The organism is Bartonella sp. AD13SXNS (assembly GCF_042196465.1).
Classification (GTDB): Bacteria; Pseudomonadota; Alphaproteobacteria; order Rhizobiales; family Rhizobiaceae; genus Bartonella.
The window spans coordinates 1-1,192 of the sequence record NZ_JBHIQI010000066.1; the positions used below are offsets into that span (position 1 = coordinate 1).

Annotated in this window: 1 protein-coding gene; it reads left to right on the plus strand. The window is 44.4% G+C overall.

From position 1 onward, the window contains the following. Positions 1-1,176: elongation factor Tu (gene tuf / locus ACFIMQ_RS09360; RefSeq protein ID WP_012755022.1), on the plus strand; the 1,176-nt coding region annotated here is incomplete at its 5' end. Between the last annotated feature and the right edge of the window lie 16 nt (positions 1,177-1,192).

Genomic DNA, 1,192 nt, shown 5'->3' on the forward strand with positions numbered 1-1,192 from the left:
ATGGCGAAGAGCAAATTTGAACGTACAAAACCGCATGTTAATATTGGTACGATTGGTCACGTTGATCATGGGAAGACCTCGTTGACAGCAGCGATTACGAAGTATTTTGGTGAATTTAAAGCATATGATCAAATTGATGCTGCACCAGAAGAGCGCGCACGTGGAATTACTATTTCTACAGCACATGTTGAGTATGAAACAGAAAATCGCCACTATGCCCACGTTGATTGTCCAGGACACGCTGATTATGTGAAGAACATGATCACAGGGGCCGCCCAGATGGATGGTGCTATTTTGGTTGTTTCTGCAGCGGATGGTCCAATGCCTCAGACACGTGAGCATATTTTGCTTGCGCGTCAGGTTGGTGTTCCAGCAATTGTTGTTTTTCTTAATAAAGTTGATCAGGTTGATGATGCGGAGCTTTTAGAACTTGTAGAGCTTGAAGTTCGGGAACTTTTATCCAAATATGATTTCCCAGGCGATGATATTCCAATCGTTAAGGGTTCTGCGTTGGCGGCGCTTGAGGATAAAGATAAAAGCATTGGAGAAGATGCGGTTCGTCTTTTAATGAGTGAAGTTGATAATTATATCCCAACCCCTGAACGCCCTGTTGATCAACCATTTTTGATGCCGATAGAAGATGTTTTTTCGATTTCGGGTCGTGGGACTGTTGTTACGGGTCGTGTTGAGCGTGGAGTTATTAAAGTTGGGGAGGAAATCGAGATTATCGGTATTCGTCCGACATCTAAAACGACGGTTACGGGTGTTGAAATGTTCCGCAAGCTTTTAGATCAAGGTCAAGCGGGAGATAATATTGGGGCTCTGCTTCGTGGTGTTGACCGTGAAGGGATTGAGCGAGGTCAAGTTTTGGCGAAGCCAGGATCAGTTACGCCTCATACCCGCTTTAAAGCAGAGGCTTATATTTTGACGAAAGATGAAGGTGGACGTCATACGCCTTTTTTCACCAACTATCGTCCACAGTTTTACTTCCGCACAACGGATGTTACAGGAATTGTTACGCTACCAGAGGGAACAGAAATGGTTATGCCCGGAGATAATGTTGCCATGGATGTTTCGTTGATCGTTCCAATAGCGATGGAGGAAAAGCTTCGTTTTGCTATTCGTGAAGGTGGTCGTACTGTTGGTGCCGGTATCGTCTCTAAGATCATTGAATAAATAATGCTTGTTGAGC